Here is a 3,325-nt window from a genome sequence, read left to right as displayed (position 1 = left end):
GCATTTCCGGATTGGCGGGCAGAAGGCTCCGACAGAGATGTGTGAACATAGTAGCGCAGGCGGGGGAGGGAGCCGACCGCCATCGCGGCGACAGCTACGTCCTGGTCGCCTGCCAGGTGCCGCTGCACTGGTCGCCGGAGATGACGCCTTTCCAAGATCCCGTTCCGCTCACGCCGGCGAGGCGGCCGCCGCCGCTGGCACGGGAGGCGCCGACCGAGACCTGGACGGCGACCGCGCCGCTGCGCCTGACCGTGCCGGAGACCCGGCCGCCGCCAGCGGAGGAGACGCGGCTGCCCGTGACGGTGAAGGGAACGCTGTAGCCCGAGCTGCAATTGCCGCGGGTGGTGGCGAAGGTCACGTTCCAGATACCGTCATAGACGCCGGCGCGGGCATCGGCGGCCTGTGGCAGCGCAGCCGCGGCGATCACGGCAAACAGCGCCAGATGGCGGGGACGGGCAAAACCGGCCAGTGAAATCGGAAATTGCAGAAAATGGGCCATTTTGGACCTGTTTCAGAACGAGTAGGCTTGTAATGCGGGTGACAGCCTCCAATAGTCGGCGGGCAAGTTCCAGCGGTTCATCGTTGCCATTTTGCCCTTCCTCTGTCATAAGCCCAGCCTTCATCGCCCGGCTGATTTACGGGCTGCCGTGGCGGTGTCTCGTGCGGGTTTCGCGCTTGTTCGCAAAACTTGAGCACAATCAACGCTCTAACGAGCATTTTTGACGGTCCAGCCGCCCTTGCGGGCGGATATCTGCGGCCATTAGGAGAGCCAAATGCCCAAGCTGAAGACCAAATCGGGCGCTAAAAAGCGCTTCAAGGTGACTGCCACCGGCAAAGTGATGCACGCCCAGCGCGGCAAGCGCCACGGCATGATCAAGCGGACGAAGAAGCAGATCCGTCAGCTCCGCGGCACCCGCGTGCTGTTCAAGACCGACGGCGACAACGTCAAGAAGTACTTCTTGCCGAACGCCTGATCGCGTCCACGATCATTGCCAGCCGTGCCGCGCATCCCGCGGCGATCCGCTAACCAAAGTCATCTCTGAAGGATTTCGTCATGTCTCGCGTCAAACGCGGTGTGACCGCCCACGCCAAGCACAAGAAAGTCTACAAGGCCGCCAAGGGTTTCTATGGCCGCCGCAAGAACACCATCCGTGCCGCCAAGCCGGCCGTGGAGAAGGCGATGCAATACGCCTTCCGCGACCGCAAGCGCAAGAAGCGCACGTTCCGCGCGCTCTGGATCCAGCGCATCAACGCGGCCGTCCGTCCGTTCGGCCTGACCTACAGCCGATTTATCGACGGCATGGCCAAGTCCGGGATCACCGTGGACCGCAAGGTGCTGTCGGATCTGGCGATCAGCGAGCCCGCCGCGTTCCAGGCGATCGCCGAGAAGGCCAAGGCCGCGCTGGCGGCCTGAGGCCGGCGCTAGCGGGCCTTTGGGCCCGCAGCCTTCAACGCGCGCTGCGAGTAGCGCTGGGCGACCTGCGCCCGGCAAAAGGCCGTGAACGAGAGATACATGGTGCCGGACTTGTTCCGGTACTTGCGATCGCACGCCTGCAACTCGCGCTGATAGCTGAGCTTCTGCGGCGGCTTCTGCTGGCCGACGAAATCAGCTTCGCATTTCTTCTCGACCACTTCACCGAACTGCACGTCGCCGCTGGCGCCATAGGCGCAGGCCTCGAACAGCTTCATGGCAGCGCCGCAGCCAGGCGCCGCATCGAGGACAGCGATGACGTCGTCCATCGACGTCGATTTGGCCGGGCATTCCTCGGCGTCGGCCGCGCCACCCGAAACACCTTGCAAGAGAAGCAGGGCCAGGCCGACCAGGCGGGATCTCGAAAGCATCGCAAAACTCTCCTCGTCCCCGTTGGTGCCGGGCCGCCGCGCCGGGTTCAACCCAGCCGCCCGCAAGCCCGAAATGACCGGCTTTTTGCTTGACGTTACGGCCTTCGGGCGGCGACAACCCAGCCGAATTTAGAGCCAAGGATTTGCCTGTGTCCGACCTCGCAACGCTCGAAACGTCCATCCTCGAACAAATCGCCGCCGCCGGCGATGAAGCCGCTCTCGAAGCCGTGCGCGTCGCTGCCCTCGGCAAGAAGGGCTCGATCTCCGCGCTGCTCGCCACGCTCGGCAAAATGTCGCCGGACGAGCGCAAGACGCAAGGCGCGGCGATCAACCAGGCCAAGGATGCAGTCACCCAGGCGCTCGCCGCACGTCGCGACGTGCTGAAGTCGGCCGCGCTCGATGCGCGGCTCGCCGCCGAGACCGTCGACGTCACGCTGCCGCTGCGCGACGCGGCGGCCGAAGCCGGCCGCATCCATCCGCTGAGCCAGGTCTGGGACGAGCTGACCACGATCTTCGCCGACATGGGATTCTCGGTTGCCGAAGGCCCCGACATCGAGACCGACGACTACAACTTCACCAAGCTGAATTTCCCGGTAGGCCATCCCGCGCGCGAGATGCACGACACGTTCTTCTTCCATCCGAAGGAGGACGGCTCGCGCATGCTGCTGCGGACTCACACCTCGCCGGTGCAGGTGCGCACCATGCTGAGCCAGAAGCCGCCGATCCGCGTGATCTGTCCGGGCCGCACCTATCGCATCGATTCGGACGCGACCCACACGCCGCAATTCCACCAGGTCGAGGGCCTCGTCATCGACAAGAGCTCGCATCTCGGCCACCTCAAATGGATCCTGCACGAGTTCTGCAAGGCGTTCTTCGAGGTCGACCACATCAACATGCGCTTCCGTCCCTCGTTCTTCCCGTTCACCGAGCCATCGCTGGAAGTCGACATCCAGTGCCGCCGCGACAAGGGCGAGATCCGCTTCGGCGAAGGCGAGGACTGGCTCGAGATTCTCGGCTGCGGCATGGTGCATCCGAACGTGCTGCGCGCTTGCGGCATCGATCCCGACGAGTACCAGGGCTTTGCCTGGGGCATGGGCATCGACCGCATCGCCATGCTGAAATACGGCATCGCCGATTTGCGCCAGCTGTTCGACAGCGACGTCCGCTGGCTGAGCCACTACGGCTTCAAGCCGCTGGAGGTGCCGACGCTGGCAGGGGGGCTGAGCACGTGAGGTTTGTGAGTGGCCGTACAAAAACTCTCCCCGTTCCCTCCCCCCTTGTGGGGGAGGGTCAGGGAGGGGGGTAGCCACGGATGCCGCACGCAGTTGTAAGCGAGCGACAGCGCAGCCGGGCGAAACAGCTTCGCCGAGCGATGACGCGCGCCGAAACACTGCTGTGGCGGCACCTGAAGGCTAACCGCATGGATGGCGTTGGCATCCGTCGCCAATCGCCAATCGGAAATTACATTGCTGACTTCGTGTGC

The 3,325-nt window shown here is 64.4% G+C and carries 6 protein-coding genes; 4 read left to right on the top strand and 2 right to left on the bottom strand.

What is annotated here, in order from left to right; genetic code table 11:
- Positions 1-94 precede the first annotated feature (94 nt).
- Entirely contained in the window at positions 95-499 is a 405-nt protein-coding gene (locus JHD07_RS36055; RefSeq protein WP_291630847.1) for a hypothetical protein, read from the bottom strand.
- Positions 500-773: 274 nt separating this feature from the next.
- Between JHD07_RS36055 and rpmI the strand changes: the two genes are divergently transcribed.
- Together rpmI and rplT are read left to right on the top strand one after the other, a co-directional pair.
- Complete coding sequence (rpmI, locus tag JHD07_RS36050) at positions 774-974, top strand: 50S ribosomal protein L35 (RefSeq protein WP_008539890.1); 201 nt, start codon at positions 774-776, stop codon at positions 972-974.
- Positions 975-1,054: 80 nt separating this feature from the next.
- Positions 1,055-1,414: a 50S ribosomal protein L20 gene (gene rplT / locus JHD07_RS36045; RefSeq protein ID WP_028179126.1), complete on the top strand. Its 360-nt coding sequence runs from the start codon at positions 1,055-1,057 to the stop codon at positions 1,412-1,414.
- An 8-nt stretch (positions 1,415-1,422) separates the two neighbouring features.
- Here the strand turns inward: rplT and JHD07_RS36040 are convergent, their stop codons facing one another.
- A complete protein-coding gene (locus tag JHD07_RS36040) occupies positions 1,423-1,842 on the bottom strand; it encodes a hypothetical protein (RefSeq protein WP_291630842.1) in 420 nt (139 codons plus the stop codon).
- A 149-nt stretch (positions 1,843-1,991) separates the two neighbouring features.
- On the opposite strand from JHD07_RS36040, the gene pheS reads away from it, so the two are divergent.
- Positions 1,992-3,074, top strand: coding sequence for a phenylalanine--tRNA ligase subunit alpha (gene pheS / locus JHD07_RS36035; protein ID WP_291630840.1), 1,083 nt, complete (start codon positions 1,992-1,994; stop codon positions 3,072-3,074).
- An 80-nt stretch (positions 3,075-3,154) separates the two neighbouring features.
- Positions 3,155-3,325, top strand: a 171-nt coding sequence (locus tag JHD07_RS36030; protein WP_291630849.1) for a DUF559 domain-containing protein, incomplete at its 3' end; no start/stop codon positions are given.

The sequence above is a fragment of the Bradyrhizobium sp. genome (assembly GCF_016462955.1).
Lineage (GTDB): Bacteria > Pseudomonadota > Alphaproteobacteria > Rhizobiales > Xanthobacteraceae > Bradyrhizobium.
This window is presented reverse-complemented; position numbering and strand designations above follow the sequence as displayed.